The organism is Marinomonas epiphytica, from assembly GCF_054780655.1.
This window is the reverse complement of the sequence record NZ_BAAGVX010000026.1, coordinates 491,047-511,774: the sequence shown is the minus strand read 5'-3', so window position 1 is coordinate 511,774 and position 20,728 is coordinate 491,047. Positions and strand designations below refer to the sequence as shown.

General features: G+C 43.1%; 19 protein-coding genes. 7 read left to right on the top strand and 12 right to left on the bottom strand.

What is annotated here, in order from left to right; translation table 11 throughout:
• Positions 1-45: 45 nt before the first annotated feature.
• The 10 genes from yiaK to ACYVGZ_RS07440 form a co-directional block, all read right to left on the bottom strand.
• Positions 46-1,053 (bottom strand): 3-dehydro-L-gulonate 2-dehydrogenase, encoded by a 1,008-nt coding sequence (gene yiaK / locus ACYVGZ_RS07485; protein ID WP_460753399.1) that lies wholly within the window; start codon positions 1,051-1,053, stop codon positions 46-48.
• Positions 1,054-1,345: 292 nt separating this feature from the next.
• Positions 1,346-2,215, bottom strand: a complete 870-nt coding sequence (locus tag ACYVGZ_RS07480; protein ID WP_460753396.1) for an L-ribulose-5-phosphate 3-epimerase — start codon at positions 2,213-2,215, stop codon at positions 1,346-1,348.
• Between the two features lie 9 nt (positions 2,216-2,224).
• Positions 2,225-2,983, bottom strand: coding sequence for an IclR family transcriptional regulator (locus ACYVGZ_RS07475; RefSeq protein ID WP_460753394.1), 759 nt, complete (start codon positions 2,981-2,983; stop codon positions 2,225-2,227).
• A 6-nt stretch (positions 2,984-2,989) separates the two neighbouring features.
• The gene (locus ACYVGZ_RS07470) at positions 2,990-3,634 is read right to left on the bottom strand and encodes a 3-keto-L-gulonate-6-phosphate decarboxylase UlaD (RefSeq protein WP_460753391.1); all 645 of its coding nucleotides are present in this window, start codon (positions 3,632-3,634) and stop codon (positions 2,990-2,992) included.
• Entirely contained in the window at positions 3,631-5,121 is a 1,491-nt protein-coding gene (locus tag ACYVGZ_RS07465) for an FGGY-family carbohydrate kinase (RefSeq protein ID WP_460753388.1), read from the bottom strand. The genes ACYVGZ_RS07470 and ACYVGZ_RS07465 overlap by 4 nt, the downstream gene beginning before the upstream one ends.
• Positions 5,118-5,954, bottom strand: a complete 837-nt coding sequence (locus tag ACYVGZ_RS07460) for a Cof-type HAD-IIB family hydrolase (RefSeq protein ID WP_460753385.1) — start codon at positions 5,952-5,954, stop codon at positions 5,118-5,120. The genes ACYVGZ_RS07465 and ACYVGZ_RS07460 overlap by 4 nt, the downstream gene beginning before the upstream one ends.
• Before the next feature lie 2 nt (positions 5,955-5,956).
• A complete protein-coding gene (locus ACYVGZ_RS07455; protein ID WP_460753383.1) occupies positions 5,957-6,649 on the bottom strand; it encodes an L-ribulose-5-phosphate 4-epimerase in 693 nt (230 codons plus the stop codon).
• A 72-nt stretch (positions 6,650-6,721) separates the two neighbouring features.
• Positions 6,722-7,714 carry a TRAP transporter substrate-binding protein gene (locus ACYVGZ_RS07450; protein ID WP_460753380.1) on the bottom strand — a complete coding sequence of 331 codons (993 nt, stop codon included), beginning with the start codon at positions 7,712-7,714 and terminating at the stop codon, positions 6,722-6,724.
• A 15-nt stretch (positions 7,715-7,729) separates the two neighbouring features.
• The gene (locus ACYVGZ_RS07445) at positions 7,730-9,010 is read right to left on the bottom strand and encodes a TRAP transporter large permease (protein WP_460753378.1); all 1,281 of its coding nucleotides are present in this window, start codon (positions 9,008-9,010) and stop codon (positions 7,730-7,732) included.
• Positions 9,007-9,489, bottom strand: a complete 483-nt coding sequence (locus ACYVGZ_RS07440; RefSeq protein ID WP_460753375.1) for a TRAP transporter small permease — start codon at positions 9,487-9,489, stop codon at positions 9,007-9,009. Before ACYVGZ_RS07440 ends, ACYVGZ_RS07445 begins: the two co-directional genes overlap by 4 nt.
• Before the next feature lie 650 nt (positions 9,490-10,139).
• On the opposite strand from ACYVGZ_RS07440, the gene ACYVGZ_RS07435 reads away from it, so the two are divergent.
• From ACYVGZ_RS07435 to ACYVGZ_RS07410, 6 genes are all read left to right on the top strand, one after another.
• Positions 10,140-11,195: a sugar phosphate isomerase/epimerase family protein gene (locus ACYVGZ_RS07435; protein WP_460753372.1), complete on the top strand. Its 1,056-nt coding sequence runs from the start codon at positions 10,140-10,142 to the stop codon at positions 11,193-11,195.
• A gap of 11 nt (positions 11,196-11,206) precedes the next feature.
• Positions 11,207-12,385 carry a Gfo/Idh/MocA family protein gene (locus ACYVGZ_RS07430; RefSeq protein WP_460753369.1) on the top strand — a complete coding sequence of 393 codons (1,179 nt, stop codon included), beginning with the start codon at positions 11,207-11,209 and terminating at the stop codon, positions 12,383-12,385.
• 10 nt (positions 12,386-12,395) lie between these two features.
• Positions 12,396-13,895: a sugar ABC transporter ATP-binding protein gene (locus tag ACYVGZ_RS07425; RefSeq protein ID WP_460753367.1), complete on the top strand. Its 1,500-nt coding sequence runs from the start codon at positions 12,396-12,398 to the stop codon at positions 13,893-13,895.
• 59 nt (positions 13,896-13,954) lie between these two features.
• Complete coding sequence (locus tag ACYVGZ_RS07420) at positions 13,955-14,914, top strand: ABC transporter permease (protein ID WP_460753364.1); 960 nt, start codon at positions 13,955-13,957, stop codon at positions 14,912-14,914.
• An 81-nt stretch (positions 14,915-14,995) separates the two neighbouring features.
• Positions 14,996-15,964, top strand: a complete 969-nt coding sequence (locus tag ACYVGZ_RS07415) for a substrate-binding domain-containing protein (protein WP_460753361.1) — start codon at positions 14,996-14,998, stop codon at positions 15,962-15,964.
• A 115-nt stretch (positions 15,965-16,079) separates the two neighbouring features.
• Positions 16,080-17,108 (top strand): LacI family DNA-binding transcriptional regulator, encoded by a 1,029-nt coding sequence (locus tag ACYVGZ_RS07410; protein ID WP_460753358.1) that lies wholly within the window; start codon positions 16,080-16,082, stop codon positions 17,106-17,108.
• A gap of 8 nt (positions 17,109-17,116) precedes the next feature.
• Here the strand turns inward: ACYVGZ_RS07410 and ACYVGZ_RS07405 are convergent, their stop codons facing one another.
• Positions 17,117-17,773, bottom strand: coding sequence for an NAD(P)H-dependent oxidoreductase (locus ACYVGZ_RS07405; RefSeq protein ID WP_460753355.1), 657 nt, complete (start codon positions 17,771-17,773; stop codon positions 17,117-17,119).
• Positions 17,774-17,994: 221 nt separating this feature from the next.
• Between ACYVGZ_RS07405 and pdxR the strand changes: the two genes are divergently transcribed.
• Complete coding sequence (gene pdxR / locus ACYVGZ_RS07400) at positions 17,995-19,464, top strand: MocR-like pyridoxine biosynthesis transcription factor PdxR (protein ID WP_460753353.1); 1,470 nt, start codon at positions 17,995-17,997, stop codon at positions 19,462-19,464.
• A gap of 2 nt (positions 19,465-19,466) precedes the next feature.
• Here pdxR and ACYVGZ_RS07395 read toward each other — a convergent pair whose 3' ends face one another.
• On the bottom strand, positions 19,467-20,639 hold the full coding sequence (locus tag ACYVGZ_RS07395; RefSeq protein ID WP_460753350.1) for an MFS transporter: 1,173 nt from the start codon (positions 20,637-20,639) through the stop codon (positions 19,467-19,469).
• Between the last annotated feature and the right edge of the window lie 89 nt (positions 20,640-20,728).

The following is a 20,728-nucleotide window of genomic DNA, read 5'->3' as shown; positions in this document are numbered from 1 at the left end:
TCCTAAACTTGTTATTTTTATTGTTAGGGAGTCTGTCTGAGCGTTTTACTCTGCTAGGGCCTGTATTTGCTGCCAGATCTCATCATGAATCTCAATGCCGCCTGCCGCTTCATGCTGATCGATGTAACGCTGAATTTTCGACCCAGCAATAGACACCTCGCCGCTTTCGGCAGGTTCAGAAGCCATTACGTAGTCTCGAATACGCTGCATTTCAGAGGCGAACTGAGAAGCTTCCATGGTTTTGCTTAAGTCGATCGCGATTAAGAACTGTGAAACACCAAATTCGCCCTCTTGGTCTTCTGTAATGGCTGGAACAGAACGTCCTCCAGAGATTGCAGTAATCATCATGTCGAGCACTATCGACATAGACGACCCTTTCCAGAACCCCATAGGCAAAATACGCTTGTTCTCCCACAACACATGGGGATCTTGAGTCAAATTGCCTTCATCATCATAACCACCGACAACCGGTAAAGGTTTATCTGCAAGTACGTGATTTTGCAGCTGACCGTAGGAGAATTGCGACATAGAGCAGTCCACTAAAACCGGAGGATCACCAGCAATGGCCATAATCAAAGGGTTGGTTCCAATACGGTGATCTTTGCCACCCCAAGCGGGCATAACGGCAATGGAATTGGTGGCTGCGATGCCGGCGAAACCTTGTCGAGCCATTTCAAGAACATAGGCTCCACCACGCATCCAATGATTCGAATTCTTCATCCCAACCATGCCAATGCCATGTTCGCGCGCAAGCTCCATTGCACGATCTGCACATACAAGACCATTTAGCACACCAGGACCATAATGGCAGTCCCACTGTTCAAGGGCCCCCATACTATTCACACACTCCGGCGTTGCTTTCAGATCAATCTGACCTTTATCAACCTGACTAATAAAAACCGGAAAACGATTAATGCCGTGTGAATACACGCCTTCATTTCCCATGTCGGCAAAGCCTTTTGCTAAGCGTTTAGCTGACTCTGGAGACATATCACGAGCAAGAAGAACTTTCTCGTAGGTATTCTGAAGGGTTTCAACGGATACGATAGGCATTTTTACTCTCCTTATTAAATTCCGCATTACGGAATTATTTATTATTCTATTCCCGTATAATGACACATTTAAAATTAAAGTGAAGCTTTTTTGAACAATTTCTATACTTTTAAAAACTTACTTCTCTTTCTTCTCAAAAACGCTAGAACCGCCTTTCCAAAAAATAAGACGTAAAGCATCCTCTTCTTTTAGAAGTGTCATAAAACGGAAGGATTAAAAAGGTCTACTAACTACCCAGTAGAACACCAGGTAGTAGTAGACAATCACTTACTCAACGTGAGTTAGAGGAAAACTAAAGAGGTAACCCGACTTCGTTCGCAATGGCAGTAAGTCGAGCTTTGGCAGCCTTGATATCAGCTAGCCAATTCTCATTCTGAGCCCACATTTCAATAACAAAAGGCGCGGCATAATCAATTTCAACGAGGGTTTGAAAAATACTGTGGAAATCAACTTCGCCTTCACCAATAACAAGATCTCTAAATTGACCTTTACTGGTCGGCGATACCCGCAGAGTGTCTTTCAAATGTATTTGTACGATATGATCTTGGCCTAACTTCAATTCAGTTGGAACATGATGATTCCAACCGGAAATATTACCAACATCAGGATAGGCCATAAAAAATGGCGAGGGAATTTCACGCTTTAGGACTTCAAATTTAGCGAGAGAGTTTAAATACGGTGTATCCATTATTTCCACCCCAAGCAATACTCCTGCACGCTCTGCCATTTTAGTGGCTTTACGCATCCCTTCTATAAAACGTTGATGGGTTTGCTCCGACTGCGGCTCATAATAAACATCGTAGCCAGCCATCTGAATACAGCGAATCCCAAGTTTGTATGCGAGAGCGATGGCCTTTTCCATAATCTCAAATGCTCTTTCGCGCACACTGTCGTCCATTGAACCGAAAGGATACTTACGATGAGCACTCAAGCACATAGACTGTAGTGGCATATCATGGTCGATACTCAGCTGGCGCAGGGCATATATCTCTTCATCAGACCAATCTAACCTAGCTTGACGGTGCTCTGTTTCATCTACAGAGATTTCTATAAAGTCAAAGCCTAACTGCTTCGCATGAACAAAACGCTCTTGCCAACTCAATTCAACTGGAAAAGCTTTTTCATAAATGCCGATACGAAACGGTTTGTTAAAATGGATCATACTGTTACCTTAAAATAACTTGCCTTGTATTTTTTGCGCAGTATCCGCAAGTTGCCCTGCTAATGCCTCCACACCCAAGCGCGTAATTCTTGGAGTAAGAGACGACACACTAATCGCATAAATTGGCATATTGTCTTGATTAAAAACAGGAATAGCGACGCAAGAAATTCCTGCTTCATTTTCTTCATCATCTATGGCGTAACCGCGTTCTTTCACCCGTTCTAACTCGTCAAAAAATGCCGATTTTTCTAATATCGTATTTTCTGTCAACTGCTTCATCATATGATTATTACGCTGCCAGTAGGCTTCTTTGATTTGCATAGAAGCATGAGCTAAAAAGCACTTTCCTGCTGCGGAGCAGTAAGCTGGGGCATGTAACCCCACATAAGTTCGAGTACGAAAAGAGGCGTTACTTGGTTCAACTTTGTCTTTAAAAACAATGTTATCCCCATCAAAAGAAATGAAATTAATGGTTTCATTAATTTCATGCTGAAGAGCATTCAAATAAGGTTTTACCAACCCTGTCACATCGGAATTAAGTGCTACCTGACCCACATGTAAAAGCTTCATCGTTAAACGGTAATCCCGTCCACTCGCCAGCTGTGTAACATAGCCAGCACTTTCAAAGGTCGAGAGTATTCGATGAGCAGACGATTTCGTCATCCCTGTTTGCTGAGCTATGGTTTGCAGCCCAGCGCCATTCGGATATTGCCCAAGAAACTCTAGAACACTCAACGATTTTAGAAGTGACTTTATTTGCTCACTCATTTTTACCTACCAATATTTTGAGATTTCAGTATGGAAGGATTCAGCAATCTGTTGACCTTGCTCACTTGCCAATGCACGACCGGCAATAAAAGCTTTGACTTTGAGCTCTCGAAACAACCCGAGATCTTCTGGTACTATTCCACCAGTAATAGATAATTCAATCCCTAAGTCAGACAAGGCTTTCATCAGCGTTAAATCTTCTTCCGTCCATGTCACACCAGCCAGTTCAGCATCCCTTGATCTATGATAAATTGCTTGCTTAATTCCCATATCAACCCAAGCTTTTGCGTCTTCTAGCGTCCAATGACCATATAGTTCTATTTGGACTTCTCCGCCAAGTTCTTGAGTCACCTTATGGGCAGCTCTTATGGTCTCAATATGCGCAGCGGCGCTTACCGTGACCCAGTTGGCTCCTGCTTGCAAAGCCATTCGAGTAAGAATTGCACTTGCATCGGTGATTTTCATATCACATACAATAACATGTTCAGGATGCTGATTGCGTAACAAACGAACACTTTCAACCCCATTGGCAAACGCTAAAATCGTCCCTACCTCAATCACGTCCACATAATTAGCAATTTTTTGCGCCGTTTGCAGAGCAGTGTTTATATCCGTTGAATCAAGAGCAATTTGTAATAATGGCTTAGTCATTTGGACTCCTCAAAGGCATTAAATAAGTTAACTAACTGCAAATATCGCTGATATTTTTTCTGGTACTTTTGGTAATTCTCTGAGTTAGGCTCAATCTTCTTTGACTGTATCGACATAGACTCTAGGCCTTGTTCAATACTGTCATACTGGCCTGCTCCTACCATGGCAATTAGAGCGGCACCAAGGGATCCTGTTTCATCCAGTTCTGGAATTTCAAGCACCATACCGGTTAGGTCGGCAAGCATCTGCATCCATACACTTGATGAGGTTGAACCGCCGGTGACCGTTAACGACTTAGCACCCGGAAAACGCAATCTCATACGCTCTAAATGCAAGTTGTGGCAGAATAAAATACCTTCCCAAATAGCTTGAATCAGGTGCCCTTTAGTGTGGTGTGCTTGCAAACCATAAAAGCCTGATTTAATCCCTAACCCCATGTTGGAGCCGTATAAAAAAGGTACAAAAAACAACTCACTTTCCGCTACTGGAAGAGCGCTAACTAAAGTTTGATTCCCTTCATGATCAAACTCTCCATCTTCTCCTAAGTAATCAACAAACCACTCATAATTACTGGCCGAAGTCGGGCTCGCTTCGTGAACAATATATTGCTTGTCCGTAACATAATGACCGTAAACATAACGGTGGTTATCCTGCGGTTTGGCAACAGTGGCAATGCCTGAGGTGACCGCCCAAGTCCCCATTACATAGTTCAGACTGTGTTGATTAGAATTGATCCCTGAGCAAATGGCCGTTGAAACCACATCAAATAGGCCGCCAAATACCGGAGTACCAGACATTAGCCCTGTTTCCTCTGCTACATCGTCGAGCACATAACCCGCTAGTTGATCGGGTTTAATCACCTTAGGTAAAGCATCCCAACATTCTTCAATCTCAAAGATTTTTAAAAGTTCGGCATCGTATTGACCCGTATGTGCGTTAAAGAAGTTACTCTCAGAAATATTGGTCAATTCAGCGGATATATCTCCAGTTAGCCGATAACGCAGGTAGTCATGAGACATCAAAATGGCCCCAATACGCTGATAGTTATCTGGCTCATTATCCTTTAACCAGCGCACGATAGAGACAGGGTGACCAGTCCATAAGGTCTGCAGTGTTAGTGGATAAATTTTTTCTGGTATCCCTTGCGCCTGCCATTGCTTGACCTGCTCAATCGACCGAGAATCTGAAGACAAAATACCATTTCTTAAATCATTGCCATCTTTATCTAATAAATAAGCGCCTTTACCCTGAGCAGAAATACTAATTCCCTTAATGTCCGACGGGGCTATTGCCACTTTTTCTAACAGCTTCGCAATGGCAGACTTCGCATCCTGCCAAAGAGCATCAAGCTCCCTTTCAACCCACCCTTGCTGACCATTAATGATTTGAGCAGATACTTTTGCAATCGCAAGCTGACGGCCAAAACTATCAATCAATGCCGCTTTCATGAAAGTGCCACCTGAATCTAGCCCTATGAAGTAATTCATGTGTACACCTCATTAAGCTCAAACACTTCTATTAGCGTGCTAGATAAGCCTTGCTCTTCATCGTTATGCCCAACCGCAACACGGTCTGCAATGGCTTTAATTTCTGAGCCTGCGTTGCCCATAGCCACCCCTAAGCCTGCTAACTTCAGCATACTAATATCATTATGATGATCTCCAATCGCCACCATATGAATTGGATCGATGCCTAAGGAGTCTAAGTAAGAGCGCAATGCCCTCCCTTTGGTATTGCCTTTGTAAGCGAAATCGAACCGGTCTCGCCAAGATTGTTCAGCACTAAAGTGCTCTTCTATGAAGCTCTGGCTCGCGAAAGCGGCTACTCCTTCACCTTCTAATACAAATTTCCAAATGTATTCATTAGCGTCGAGTTCTTGCTGCAAATCTGCCACTTTATAAACCTGCGGTTTGACATTTTCTGGGTACTGCTCGGCCCAGTCAGCCAAAGCATCGATGTAAGGAATCGGGTGAGATACTGAATGCATCATAGCGTGCGTAGCATAAAGCACAGCGGCCATATTTTGGTCTTGGGCCAGCCGCAAAAAATCTTTTGCTAGCGGTTTAGGAATAGCATTATGTTGAATGACCTTTTCTTGCTGGTAATTGTATACATAGGCACCATTGCAACAAATAATCGGCCCAGTTAGTCCAAGTTCATGGTAGTAAGGACGAGCCGTCGTATGATGCCTTCCTGTGGCAATTACTACTGGTATTTTTTGAGCCAAATGCTGCACAGTACGAATTAGATCAGCAGAAATAGTTCGGTCTGACTTTAGCACGGTGCCATCTAAGTCAAGGGCTAAGAACTGATACTTCATAATTACTTCTGACCGTAATAGGCATTTGCGCCGTGCTTGCGCAAGTAATGTTTATCCAACAGTTCGTTCTGTACCTTAATACCTGTATTCAGCGAGCGTGTGCCGATTGCCATGGCTGACACCTCTTCAAGTACAACCGCATTATGAACTGCGTCAAAACCATCTTTTCCCCATGAAAATGGCGCATGACCAGATATAATGGCACCAGGCACAGCACTTTCATCGAGCTTGCGTTGACGAAACTCTTCAACAATCACCAAACCGGTGTTCTTTTCATAGTCTTTTTCTATTTCGTCAGCAGATAGCTTACGAGTACAAGGGATATCCCCATAAAAATAATCGGCGTGAGTAGTACCCAGAGCAGGAATATCCAAACCTGCTTGAGCCCATATAGTGGCGTGTCTTGAGTGAGTGTGAACAATGCCGCCAATCGTGGGGAATGCTTTGTAAAGCTCAATATGTGTCGCTGTATCGCTCGATGGGTATAACTCTCCTTCAAGGCGCTTACCTTCAAGGTCGACAACCACCATATCGTCAGCAGTCATATTTTCATATTTAACTCCTGATGGCTTGATTGCAATAACCCCTAAATCGCGATCAATTTCTGACACATTGCCCCATGTAAAGGTTACCAATCCATATTGTGGAAGTTGTAAATTTGCTTCCAGCACTCTTTGTTTTAATTCTTGATACATAGTTGCCTCACGAGCCTGAATTCAATTGTGATAGGTTGGCACTCTTATTAGCGTGCCAACCTAGACACTGGGTTATTTAGATGCGGCTAAGATATCGTTAACCATTTTGTCCCCATGCTCTTCGATAAAAGCACGCCAAACAGGCTTCACGGCTGCTTGGAAAGCAGCTCCATCCACATCGCGGTTTACTTGCATGCCACCCGCTTCCAGTTCCGCAATCATTTTGTCTTCTTTTGCGATACTTAATTCACGCTGCATATCAACCGCTTCTTTGGCCACTTGCTCAACCACTTTTTGCTCTTCCGCTGATAGCTTATTGAAAGATTTCAAGTTCATAGTAAAAGCCAGTGGAGAATAGGCGTGCTGAGTCAAGCTCAAGTATTTCTGCACTTCGTAGAATTTAAACGAGAGAGTTACACCAATAGGATGGTCCTGGGCATCCACTACTCCAGTTTCAAGGGCGGTATAGAGTTCAGCCACTGGGATCTGAGCAGGGTTTGCTCCTAGCGTATTGAACATGTCATTGAGTGCTTTTGAACCGTTCACTCGCATACGTAACCCATCAACATCAGCAGGAGTACGGATTGGACCACGATTATTTGTCATATTGCGGTAACCATTCTCAGGGTAGCCCATACCCTTTAAGCCAAATTGCTCGAAGTCTTTAGAAACCGCCTGTCCTACAGGCCCATCTAATACCTTGTATGCTGCATCGCGTGTTGGAAACATGAACGGCAGGGTGAAAGCGGCAGACTCAGGCAACAAGCCTGAATAATTATTCAAGCCAACAATAGAGAAATCCACCAAACCAAAACGTGTACTTTGGATCATCTGCGCATCATTACCAAGCTGACCATGGGGAAAGATATTGACCTTCACTTCACCATTAGTACGTGCTTCAACTTCTTTTTTGAAGAACACCGACATATCTTGCTGTAGATCGGACTCAGGTGCTGCATGGGCAAGCTTTAACGTTGTTGCAGCTTGAGCCGTATTTGACAACATAGCCATAGACAACACGGATACAAGACCCACACCCTTAAATAACGTAGTTATTGTTTTCATTATTTTCTCCTCGGGTTAGCCGATAATAAATTTCATCGGAACAGTAATGATGTCGGGGAACACTATAAACAGTGCTAACAACACGACATAAGCGCCAATAAAGGGCAGGATGCCTTTTATTGAAGTTGACATGGGTACACGAGACACCCCACATACCACATTTAGAACCGTACCCACTGGTGGGGTGATTAGGCCGATGGAAGTATTAATTACAAACATCAAACCGAAATAAACAGGGTCAATGCCAGCCATTTTAATGACAGGCATTAGCAGAGGCACAAGAATCAAGATTGTTGGGCTTAGATCCATAACCATGCCGACTAAGAACACCAGTAGCATAATGACGGCCATTAATATTCTTGGACTATCAATCAACGGCTCTAAAAACTCCGCTAGTTGCTGAGGCAATTGAGCTACTGTAATTAACCAAGCAGCGACCATGGCACAGCCCACTAAAAACATCACCATAGCGGTAGAGCGCGCTGCTCTTTTTAATACGTAAAACAGTCGCTTAAAGCTAAGTTCTTTATAAATAAAGGCGGAAATCAAAATGGCATAAACAGCTGCAACGACCGCAGCTTCTGTTGGCGTGAATACACCAAAGCGAATACCACCTAAGATGATAATGGGAAGAAATAAAGCCCAAACCCCCTCTTTGAGAGCCATCAGTTTTTCCTTCCCAGTGGCTTTACGCTCTACTGCGAGCTCTTCTTTTCGCACAATAAAGCCCCACAAAAGAACCAAGGTCATCCCCATAAGAAGGCCTGGAACAATGCCACCGATAAACAGATTCTTAATAGAAATACCACCAGCAACACCAATAAGAATCAGAGGAATAGAAGGAGGAATCACAGGTGCGATAATCCCCCCCGATGCTAATAACCCCATGGAGGAGCCTTCAGGATATTTTGCTTTTCGCATCATAGGATAAAGAATACTGACTAGGGCTGCTGCGTCCGCTACCGCAGAACCTGATAAGCCTGCTAACAAGATAGAAGTAAATATCGCCACATAACCCAAACCGCCTTTGCGGTGGCCGACAAAAGTATTCGCTAGACGGACAATGCGCTCAGAAAGCCCTCCTGTCGCCATCACCTCCCCTGCAATTAAAAAGAAGGGGATAGCTAATAACGTAAAACTGTCTACCCCATTAATTAAGGCTTGCGAAAGAATGTCTGCGCTAAACAGTCCCATGTGCAACATAAGCGCCATAGAAGACAACAACAGAGCAAAAGAAACAGGCAATCCCAATAGGATTGAAACCAGCAACACCCCTAGAAAGATAGCCAAAGTCATTCTTCATCCTCCTTTTCAAGCAACCAAGTGGGATTAAAGATACGAACTAAAGCAATAAGCCCAATCAGGAAGCCAGATATCACACCGGCAAGAGCAAATAAGGCAGAAGGAAGGCCTGTTAGCGGAGAAATATTATTCCAGTTAGCAATGGTTTGATTCACTGCTCCAATGAAAAGCATACCTGCCGCCACCAGAATAACTAACCAAATAAGCCTATTTAAAATTGGAACAGCAGAAGGAAAGAAGCGTTCAGAAAATTCAGAAACAGCTAAATGCTCACCGCGGCGCAGCACTACCGCAGCACCTAACAAAACAATCCAGACTAAACCTAGTCGAGAAAGTTCAACCGAAGAACGAATGCCAGATGAGAATCCGTAACGTAGAACCACATTGGTAAATACCAGCACAACCATAATTGCAAGGATGGCGGTTATTAAAATATCAATGCACTCCCACAACCACTTTATTATTTTTTTCATGGTGCAAAACCTTTATTGACAATATAAGCCCAACAATTAACTGCTAAGCGATACTTGCATGAGAAACTGAGGAACCATTCCCTTTAACCAAACTCTATTCCGCATTACGGAATATCAACAAACAATATTTCCGTATAATGGCACATTTTAGGATTAAGGGAAGCATTTTTTTATAACTTTTTCCGCTTTTGAGAGTGATTAAAAAACCTAGAAGCCATTCTTAGCCCGATGTAACTGGACTGAAAACGGTTACATTGTTCGCCATTAATGAAGTAAAAAAAGCGAACTAAGAAAGCGAAAGCTCGTAATTAGAATTGGTTTAAAGAAGAAAAAAGCAGTTTTTTTGTGAAAAGTGAAAAATAATAATGCGCATAATTAAGTTAGTAATAGAAAGGCTTCTACGAACACCGACATTGCTCTGTTAGAAAGACCTGCTCTCTAAACAACTTATCTGCAAAAAAACGTAATTTAGGACAAAAAATAGTACTCTAAGATATCTCAACAAGCTGATATTTTGCTTGTCTTCATTTCCCTTAGATTTACTTGAATTAACATTTCACTATACTCAGCCTCATAACAAGATCGATAAATGTAATCGATTACAAAACATAATTTACCGCTCAAATAAAAATAAATATGAGGTCAATATTATGAAGTCTATACAAGGCCCTGCGCTTTTTTTAGCGCAATTTGCTAGTGATGAAGCGCCATTTAACAACTTTGAAAGCATTGTTAAATGGGCCGCTCAAATTGGCTTTAAAGGGGTTCAAATCCCCACTTGGGACAGCCGCATTTTCGATTTAGACAAAGCGGCAAGTGATCTAGCCTACTGCGATTATATTAAGAGCTTTCTCGCCGAACATGGCATGGTCGTCACGGAGCTTTCCACCCACTTACAAGGCCAACTTGTCGCAGTTCACCCGGCTTACGATGAAATGTTTGATGGTTTTGCTCCTGAGTCTGTTCGAGGCAACCCAGAAGCACGACAAAAATGGGCCGTTGAGCAATTAATGAAATCAGCCCAAGCATCAAAAAACCTTGGCCTTACCAATCATGTTACCTTCTCAGGCGCTTTACTATGGCCATACCTTTACCCATGGCCGCAACGTCCCGCAGGTCTGGTGGAAGCTGGATTCGAAGAGCTGGCAGCCCGTTGGCTACCCATTTTGAATGAGTTTGACCGATGCGGTGTCAATGTTTGTTATGAGATTCACCCAGGAGAAGACCTACACGATGGGGTCACTTTTGAAATGTTCTTAGAGGCCACTGAACACCACCCTAGGGCCAACATTCTCTTTGACCCTTCGCATTTTGTGTTACAGCAACTGGATTACCTTGCCTTCATTGATATTTACCATGATCGCATAAAAATGTTTCACGTTAAGGATGCTGAGTTTAATCCTTCAGGTCGCCAAGGTGTATACGGTGGCTACCAGAGCTGGATAGAGAGAGCAGGACGCTTTCGTTCACTAGGCGATGGTCAAGTGGATTTTAAAAGCATTTTCTCAAAATTAACTCAATACGACTTTGATGGTTGGGCAGTGATCGAATGGGAATGCTGTATGAAACACCCTGAAGCAGGTGCTCGTGAAGGGGTGAAATTCGTCAATGATCATATCATTCAGATTACCGAACGAGCGTTCGATGACTTTGCCAGCAGCGGCATTGACACAGCAATGAATCGCCGCATCTTGGGATTGAAATAAGGAGCATTGACATGACACTTCAACGAATTCGTATTGGTATGGTAGGTGGCGGAGATGGTGCCTTTATTGGTGCTATACATCGTATTGCGACCCGTTTAGATGATCGCTTCGAGCTGGTTGCAGGCGCATTATCTTCTGATCCACAGCGAGCTCTCACTTCAGCCTTGAAGCTTGGTATTAGTGAAGAGCGTAGTTACGCAAACTTTGACGATATGGCGCGCCAAGAAAAACAAAGGCCTGACGGTATTCAAGCGGTCATTATCGTGACTCCTAATCACATGCATTATCCGGTCGCCAAAAGCTTTATTGAGCAAGGCATCCACGTCATCTGTGACAAACCCGTTACAAAGGACCTTGCACAAGCAATCGACTTACAAAAAGCGTTAGATCGTAGCGATACCTTCTTTGCCCTAACCCATAACTACACAGCCTATCCTATGGTTCGTCAAGCTAAGTATTTAGTTGACAGTGGCGTATTGGGTGCGATCAGGGTAATACAGGTTGAATACGCTCAAGACTGGCTAACCGATAAAACAGAAGAGACTGATAACAAACAAGCTCAATGGCGCACTGATCCCGAAAAATCTGGCCAAGCAGGCTGCTTAGGAGACATAGGCACTCATGCCTTTAATCTTGCCTGTTTTATCAGTGGCGATAGAGTTAAAGAAGTTTCATCTGATCTGAATGCGTTCGTTCCGGGTCGGCGTTTGGATGACAATGTTCATACCATGTTGCGTTTTAATAAAGGCGCTAAAGGAATGTTATGGGCCAGTCAGGTTGCACCAGGCAATGAAAATGGCCTGAAAATTCGAGTCTACGGTCAGTATGCAGGCCTAGAGTGGAGCCAAGAATCCCCCAATGAGCTATGGCTGTCTAAACTCGGCCAGCCCAAACAGCTGATCACACGTTCAGGCCATGGTATGAGCGAACACTTAGGCCAGTTAACTCGTATTCCAGCAGGACATCCAGAAGGTTACCTAGAAGGTTTCGCAAACTTATATTTAGAAATCGCAGACGCCCTATCCTCTCTATCTGAAGGAAAAACTAGAGACTCAGTGCAAGGCTATATTCCAAGCATTCAAGATGGTGTTGATGGTATGGCCTTTATATCCGCGGTCCTATCTTCTTCACAGCAAAATGGCGCTTGGTGCTCTTTAGAGAGCCAGTTAGCCCAGCATGAAAACACATAAGGTGTCCTTTATGAACGACCCAATCATGCAAATAAATAATGTGGTGAAAGAGTTTTCAGGTGTTCGCGTGCTTCACAAAATCACGTTAGATATTTACCAAAGTGAGGTGCTTGGCGTACTAGGGGAAAACGGCGCGGGTAAATCCACTTTACTTAAAATTATCAGCGGCATTTACCGAAAAACCTCCGGCTCTATCAAGGTTGACGGTGAAGAAGTACAGATCGAGTCTGCCAGTGATGCCAAACAACTAGGCATCGCCATGATTCCGCAGGAATTTAACTTAATCAGCAGCCTAAATGTATTTGAAAACATTTTTTTGGGGAACGAGATCAAACAGCGAGGCTGGCTAAATAAAAAAGCCATGCGTCAAAAAGCCCAGCAATTGCTTGAGGAACTCCAAACAGACCTTAATCCCGACGCTTTAATAGAAACCCTTAGCGTGGCGGAAAAGCAAATGGTAGAAATCGCCAAAGCGTTAGTAAATGATTCGCGCATTCTAATTATGGACGAACCAACAACCGTTCTGACCGACCACGAGGTAGAGATCTTTTTTGCCCTTGTTGAAAGACTAAAACAACGCAAAGTCACTATTATTTTTATTTCCCACAAACTGAAGGAAGTAAAATATCTATGTGACCGCCTCGCTATTCTGAGAGATGGACACCTAGTCAGTGTCGACGAAGTGGAGCACATCAACGAAGAAGACATGGCTAGGAAAATGGTCGGCAGAGAGCTAAACCAAATCTACCCTCCACGGTCAGAACCTCAGAATGAAACGGTTCTTAAAGTAAGTAACTTATCCATCAAGGGGTTACTGCACAATATTAATTTCGAACTTAAAAAGGGCGAAGTTCTAGGTTTCGCAGGTTTGATTGGCGCTGGGCGGACTGAAACAGCAGAAGCCGTTATGGGGCTGCGCAAAAAAGATACTGGAGAGATTGAAATAGATAATCAACCGGTATCGATTCATCACATTTCAGATGCGTTAGAGCATAAATTGGCCTATTTATCAGAAGACCGCCAAGGTAAAGGCCTAATCATGAATTTCGATATCCCTAAGAACATTACGCTTATTTCGCTAAAAGCGTATGTCAACGGACTGATTCAACAGAAAAAAGAGCGGCAGGTGGCGCAAAGCTATGTTGAACGTTTTGACATTAAAGCCGCTTCTCTAAAGTCCAACCTTATCAACCTAAGCGGCGGCAACCAGCAAAAAGTCTACCTATCTAAATGGATGGATACCTCTCCTAATATTTTGATTCTTGACGAGCCCACGCGGGGCATAGATGTGAATACCAAAAAAGAGATTTACCACTTTATACATAGTCTGACGAAACAGGGAGTTTCTGTCATTGTGATTTCTTCTGAATTAGAAGAGGTCATGGGGCTGTCCAATCGTGTACTTGTTATGCGCAGTGGTGAGATTACCGGAGAGTTAAGCGGCGAAGACATAAATGAAAAAGAAATTATGCTGTATGCCGCAGGGTTGAAAAAAATGACTGCAACCTAGCCCCAGCTTATGTTTTCGAACTCCCAATTAAAAACAAAAAGAACACAAGAGGTTTTCTCATGACTCCTATGATCACACGAATTAGGCGGTTAGATCTTGCCACCTATGCTCCTTTTATCGCGCTTATTTTGCTGGTGCTATTTTCATCCATGGCAAGTGAGCACTTTTTAATGCCGCGCAACATCACCAATGTACTTCGCCAAGTGTCCTACACGGGAATCATCGCTTTAGGTATGACCTTTGTGATTATCGCTGGGGGCATTGACTTATCAGTCGGCTCAATGGTCGCTTTAGTCGGTGTTCTTACCATCATGATAATTAACGGTGTGGGAGATGGCTGGTGGGCTGTTGCTATGGCGGTCTCATCCGCCATTGCCTTAGGTGCAATGTTTGGCGCCATTAATGGCCTTATTATCACCAAGGGCAAAGTCGCTTCCTTTATCGCCACATTAGCCACTATGTCCATTTTCCGCTCCATGACCCTATACATTTCAGATGCAGGAGAAATGGTATCTGAGAATCCGCACTTTTCTGATATTGGTGGCGGTTATTTATGGATCATCCCTTACCCTGTATGGATCTTTCTGCTACTCGCTATTGCTTACCATATCTTACTAAAACACAGCGCCTTTGGGCGTCATGTATGCGCTGTTGGCTCTAATGCCAAAGTCGCTTCTTACTCAGCAATAAAAGTACGCTGGGTATATTTCTTAACATTCTTAATTGCCGGCCTATCAGTAGGAATTTCAGCGGTTCTTCTTGCCTCCCGTTTAAACTCCGTCAGCCCTGGAGATGCAGGATTATTCTACGAATTGGATGCAATTGCGGCGGTTGTGATCGGTGGAACCGCCTTATCTGGAGGCAAAGGCACAATCTGGGGCACGGTTATTGGCGCCATTATTCTCGGCATTATCAATAACATGATGAACCTAATGGGCATTTCACCTTACCTTCAGGGCATGGTGAAAGGCTTAGTTATTTTGATTGCCGTTCTTGTGCAATTCAAAGGAGATAGATAACGAACTTTTCTCAATGGAAAGCAAAAACCGAGGTGTAATTAAACGCCTCAACAATCAATCTTAATAAAATGGAGATACACCATGAAATATAAAAATAAAATCATGAGAGTCATCGCTATATTTACCATGCTACTGACCTTCTCGGGGGTGAGCTACGCTGCTAAATATAAAGTTGGTGTGAGTGTCCCGTCTGCCGATCATGGCTGGACTGCTGGACTTTTATGGTGGGCAAACAAAACGGTAAAAGACCTGCAAGCTGAAGAAAAAGACGTAGAGTTTTTTGTAGTTGCAGCTAGCTCAGGCTCTAAGCAAGTAGGTGATGTTGAAGATCTCATGATCAAGGGCATTGATGCCTTGGTAATTCTTCCTCATAACCCGGCAACCCTACAAAAAATCATTGAAGAAGCTTATAGCGAAGGCATTTACACTGTGGTTGTTGATAGAGAGCTTGCGACACCAGCACAAGATGTATTTATTGCAGGGGATAACACAGGCCTAGGCCGTGTTGGTGGGCAATGGCTAGCTGAAGAAATGGACGGTAAAGGCAATGTTGTAGTCATTGAAGGCTTACAAATACCTATTAACAAACAACGAGTTGACGCATTTAACGAAGTTATGGCGAACTACCCTAAAATTAACATTTTAGATTCACAGCCTGGTGATTGGTCTACACAAAAGGCTCTATCTGTCATGGAGAACTTCTTACAGAAGCACCCTAAGATTGACGCTGTTTGGTGCCAAGATGATGACATGCTCAAAGGTGTTATGAAAGCCATTGAAGAGTCTGGCCGTACCGATATTAAAACGGTTTTAGGGGGCGCTGGTTCTAAAGATATCATTAAGATGATTCAGGACGGAAACGACGTCGTACGAGCAACCGTAACCTACAGCCCATCAATGATAGCATCAGGTATCGCTCTAGCTGTACACGGAGTGAAAGGAGAGCAACTTGGTCACCTATATCATCAACCTTCTCGAGTTATCTTAGGTGCTGATCTAGTAACAGCCGATAATGCTGCTGAGTACTATTTTGAGGACGCCGCTTACTAGTCGCTTTATCACTGACAGTGTATTAATTGAAGTGACTGGCCATTACTATTGGTAGTGGCCTTTTACTCTATTTCAAACGAGCTTATCTTTTATTTAGTAATGAGCATTTAAGATTATGGCTACAGTGAAAGACGTTGCGAAACTAGCAGGCGTATCTACAGCAACTGTATCAAGAGCGTTAGCCAAACCCGATCTGGTTTCTGAAGAAACTCGCTTAAAGGTAGAAAAAGCGGTCAAAATAGTGGACTACTCCCCTAACCTTCTCGCTAGAAACTTACGCAAAAATGAATCCCGCACCATTGTTGTTATTTTGCCAAATATCGACAGCACATTCTTCGCAGAAGTCGTTAATGGCGTGGAAGCCCTAGCTCACAAACATAATTACAAACTCATCATAGGAGACATAGGTAACGATTTAAGCCGTTTAGTGAGCTATTTAGACTTATACGACACAAAACAAATTGATGGCATACTGTCCTTAACGGCCGACCTACCGTTAGATATGATTACCAACGATGTTGGCGAGATTAAATTACCCTTAGTGATTGCCGCTGAATACTTTTCTGAGCTAACGGTTCCTACCGTACATATAGACAACCACTTCAGTGCTCAGAAGAGCATTGAGTATTTGGCTATGATGGGGCATTACAAGATTGCCTGTATTGCAGGGAAGAGTGATAACAACATTTTTAATGCTCGCATTATTGGCCACTTAGAAGCTCTAAAGAAATGGAAGCTACCAAAACAAGCCAACTACTTACTGGAAAGTGACTTGTCTTTCTTAGCCGGCTACCATTGTGCAAAGCAATTGCTGACCCTTGATAATCGCCCTTCAGCAATTGTTTGTCATAGCGATGAAGCGGCTATAGGCACATTAAAAGCGGCCCGAGAGCTGGCGATTGACGTTCCTAAAGCGCTTTCAGTCATTGGTTTTGATAACCTAGCTCTAAGCGAATATTGTTACCCCGAGCTAACCACTATCCACCAACCCAAAAAGCTGATTGGCGAAACCTCTATTAAGCTTTTACTCGATATGTTAGCCGGTAAAAAACCTAACCCTGAGATGACATTACCAACACAGCTTATTGTCAGAGCCAGTGCCTGTCCGCCACCGCTTGAGCAACGATTACAAGTTGACCTTTAGCCTTCCCTTTAAAGAACCTGCAATACATCAGATAGGGCTAAACGAGATTTAGGCAGTGCTAGGTTATAGTCTTCCTCTTCTTTTTTGTAGCCTATCGCAAGTGCAACGTCACACTGGTAGCCTGCTAGCTCCTCAGCGAACTCTTTTGCTACTAACTCAGTATCAATACCTTCCATTGGCGTAGAGTCTATGCCGAGCCGTGCTATGGCATGCATTGCATTACCTAGTGCTAAATACGTTTGAGCTTTTGTCCAAGGTGACGTCACCCCTTGCCCATCAGTATTAAGTTGAGCAAACGCAAACGCACCAAAAGCATGCTCTTTATTTTCTGCCAAAGTACGGCCATTGCGGATATCTGCATCTATGACTTTCTCATAATCTGCTCGGTCATAGTGGGTTTTATGAGCAAATAAAATAGTATGCGAAGCAGACTTAATATGAGGTTGATTGAACTGAAACTTGTTAGCAAAAGTACTATGAAGGCGCTCTTTTGCTGCTTCGCTTTCTATGACAACAAACTTCCAAGGTTGGGAGTTAATTGAGGAAGCAGAAAGTCTAATTGCTTCGTAGATTACTTCTAAATCTTCTTTTGAAACGCGTTTCGTTTCATCATAACGTTTTGTCGTATAGCGATTCTTCAAATCTGAAATAATTGCATGAGTCATGTAAATTCTGTGCCCTATTTTGTTTGATTAAAAGCCACTTACTTTATGGCCATTCCTTAAGCCCATCTTACAAAACAAATTAGCAGAGAATATGGAGAAAACATGCCATATAAAGGTTTAGTGACAGCCCCTTAAAACCAATGCGAAGCCAGTATTATTTTGCTCACTAAAAAAGATATAATATTACGAAATAACAACTATGCTAGATGGGTAACAGCTGCATGATAGAGACTCTATTTCACATTGATTTTGAGCCCGATAGAACACTTCAAGATCAAATTAGAGAACACTTTGTGGAGTTGATTTTATCGGCACGCTTACCTCTTGATCAGCCTTTACCCTCTTCTCGCAGCTTGTCACAAACCCTAGGGGTTTCTCGTAACACCATAGTGTTGATATACGAAAGCCTAGTAGACAGTGGTTACCTTGAATCACGAGCTCGACGTGGCTTTTTTATTAGTGAGCGGTTTCATCAACCAGAAACCATTGATACTCAACTCATCAAAAAAACAGAAACTGCACCCAACTGGGGTAATCGGTTCCAGTATTTACCCAGCCACGAACAGAACATTGTTAAGCCGAACAACTGGCAGGAATTCGAATATCCTTTTATATATGGGCAGATCGAAAAGGATTTTTTCCCTCTAGAGCAATGGCGTGACTCTGTACGAAAAAGCATGAATAGCCGATGGAATAAGCACTGGATCAACGACATGGTTGATTCAGATGACCCTCTGTTAATCGAGCAAATTCGAAGCAGGATCCTGCCTCGCCGAGGCGTTTATGGGGAACCTAACGAAGTACTGTTTACCATGGGAACTCAAAATTCTCTGTATTTACTTGCTAACCTCTTGTTTGGCGCTAATGTCACTGTAGCCATGGAAAACCCCGGCTTTCGTGACGCCTATAACATTTTTTCTATGTTTGGCAGCAAAATACAACATCATGATGTCGATCAAGACGGTATTCAGATTAATGAGTCATTAAAAAACTGTGATTACCTGTATATTACGCCGAGTAGCCAGGTGCCAACTGGAGCAGAATTAAGCCATGAAAGACGACTTGAGCTGCTACGCCTGGCTGACCAGTATGATTTCATCATAATTGAAGACGACTACGATTCAGAAATTAACATTAACCCGAATCCTCTGCCCGCTCTCAAAGCATTAGATAATAACAATCGCGTTATATATATTGGCAGTATGTCTAAATCCATTTCTCCTGGGCTGAGAATGGGCTTCATGATGGCAGATGAAGAACTGATTAACGAAATACGTTCTCTACGTCGGCTCATGTATCGCCACCCACCTATGAACAACCAAAGGCATTTAGCTCTGTTCTTATCCTTGGGTCATTACGACACCTATGTAAAAAAATTGCGTAACGCCAATTCCGCTAAACTGGATTGCATGTTACACGCTATTCAAGAGCATATGCCCGAGATGCTTACCTTTGTTCCTAATAGCCAAGGAGCGACCTCTGTTTGGCTAAAGGCACCAGCACATATCAACACTGAAGAGTTAGCCTGGCGAGCAGCTCAACAAGGCATTTTGCTAGAGCCCGGTGCGATTCACTTTATGGTTGAGCCAACACCGAAAAACTTCTTTAGACTCGGCTTTTCTGCCATTGAAAAAGAGAAGATAGCGCCAGGCATTAAGGCGCTAAAAGAAGTATTAAACAAATTAATCTAAATTCAACTGGCATCATTCACGGCAGGAGAAACATGTACCGATTTTTTGCTGTCATACAAGAAAAAGAAAGCAACAAAACCAGCTGCTCCCCATAAGACCGTATAAGCAAAATGCTCAAGCATGGGAACCCACTCAACAAAAGATGTTAGAAATTGTCCTGAAAAAACAGCCATAGCAAAATACGACATATTCTTCCCCCTATCATCCTCTGTACTTTTTTCTAAAGTCATGTGGTTTAGCAAAGGAATACTAAAACCAAAACCCACGCCGCAAAATATGCCGGCTACCATTAAACCAAGCCACTGAGCACCATATATAACAATCAATCCATAGCATATTGCGTAAGAAACAAACGCAAGAGCTAGCATTTTATGCTCTTTTAACCTTGTTACTAATTTAGGCATAAAAAAGGCAGCAATGACCGCAACGAGAGAAATAAACGCTAAAAGATTACCCGTATCACTTTCCGCGAAGCCTTGTTGAGCCATTGTTTTTGGTAGTAAAACAATGACACAGAAAAACACCAACATTGAGAGTAAGGCTGTTATAAATACCTTATTTAGAGAAAAGGCAATTTGAGTGCTTGAGGCATTAACAGATTGATCAGATAACTGAGGTGCTTTACTAGGCACAAACAGCCATAAACTGATTAAGAACAACAGGGCCAAAAGATACAAGAGTAAGGGTAACCCCCAGTGTGATGACGCTAGATGCCCACCTAAAAACAAAAATACAACCCCACCAATTTCAATGGCCATGCCTTGCTTCGCGATCATACCTAAACGAGCTTTCCCCACATACCATAAAGAGATTAATACCGAGCCACCCGCCATAACTGCTGAAGCGACGCCACCTAATAGAATACGGTTGCCAAACACCATCCAAGCCCCATTTAAAAAATACAGGGAAACTCCTAACAGAGCATACAAAATTAGGCCAATAGACAAGACTCGATAAGAGCCAAACCGATCAATCAAATGGCCAGCCAGTGGAGCAAAAAGTATGGCCCCCAACGCTGGCAAAGTAATAAGCAACGCTGGACTATCTGCGACATTCAGCGCAGTTGCCATTCCTAACATGCCAGGAGCAACAACGGCTCCCACCATAATAGTGAGGCTAGCAATACATAAAAGGGTGAGCCCAGCAAATGGGGAAAGAGAATTAGACTGTTTCATTATTTATCCTGACGAACTGTTAACCTGACTCATGTATCCATGAGCACCAAATGATGCAGAATAAAGACAAACAAACTATAATAAAAATA